Annotated in this window: 1 protein-coding gene and 1 pseudogene; both read left to right on the forward strand. The window is 46.9% G+C overall.

The genetic code is table 11. The annotated features are described in order from the left end of the window. A partial coding sequence (locus R7Q38_RS25040; RefSeq protein WP_318114758.1) for a sphingomyelin phosphodiesterase occupies positions 1–618 on the forward strand: 618 nt, incomplete at its 5' end. Beyond that, a pseudogene (locus R7Q38_RS25045) lies at positions 615–1012 on the forward strand (chromosome partitioning protein ParA); the annotation flags it as partial. The gene R7Q38_RS25040 and the pseudogene R7Q38_RS25045, both read left to right, overlap by 4 nt.

Here is a 1012-nt window from a genome sequence, read left to right on the forward strand (position 1 = left end):
AAGATGTTGGATAAAGATGGCTTCAACGTTTACGACGGAGGCGTAATCATTGTGAGTCGTTACCCTATCGTCAACGAGGCACAATACGTGTTCCCAGATTGTTCGGGTACCGATTGCTTCGCTGATAAAGGCGTAAACTACGCAGAGATCATCAAAGGTGGTCAGGCCTACCATGTTTTTGCTACACATACCGCGTCTTTCGATACTGATACAGCGCGTGAGTATCGTCAGCGTCAATTTCAACAAATGCGCACTATGGCGCAGTCTCTCAACATTCCGAATAACGAAACGGTCGTTTACAGTGGTGACTTTAATGTAAACAAGCTGAAGTTCCCTGGAGATTACCAGCAGATGATCGCAAACCTAAGTGCGATGGAGCCTCAATACTCTGGCTATACAGCGTCTACGTTCGACCCTCGTATCAATAACTTCGCAGGCGAAGCACTATCTGGTGGCGAAAATGTGGAATACCTCGATTACGTCATGGTGAGCAACGAATATGGCGTGAAATCGTTTAACGACAACCGCGTTGATGTTCCACGTTCAACGGCAGAGGGGTTGTGGAAACATTACAACCTGTCGGATCACTTCCCTGTCAGCGCCGTGATCAAGCCATGAAGCTTAGCTTACTAATCACTGTGTCCGCCGTTTTGGCGGGCATAGTTTGGTTTTCAGTCAATGTCGACGAACGCGATCACTTAACGCAGCTTTCTTCGGAGTTGCAGGATAAATCAATCGCATTGGTTGATAGTGATTCGACGCCACCCCAGCGCCAAAGCAGTACTCAAAAGTCCAAGTCAAAATCAGACAACATGCCCACAGAGATTCAAGATCTTGCAGAGCGACTAAACCGTTCTAAAGGTCGAGCATTGAAAGCAGAAATCGAGACGTTTTGGCACACCTGTATGTCCGAGCTCAATTGCGAATCCAAACTTAATGAACTGGCCACAGATTTGTCTGCAGAGCGTTTTAATTTGTTAGCGAACTACCATCAACTCGATGGCCTTTGGCA

The organism is Vibrio sp. Vb0598, assembly GCF_033338935.1.
GTDB lineage: Bacteria > Pseudomonadota > Gammaproteobacteria > Enterobacterales > Vibrionaceae > Vibrio > Vibrio alginolyticus.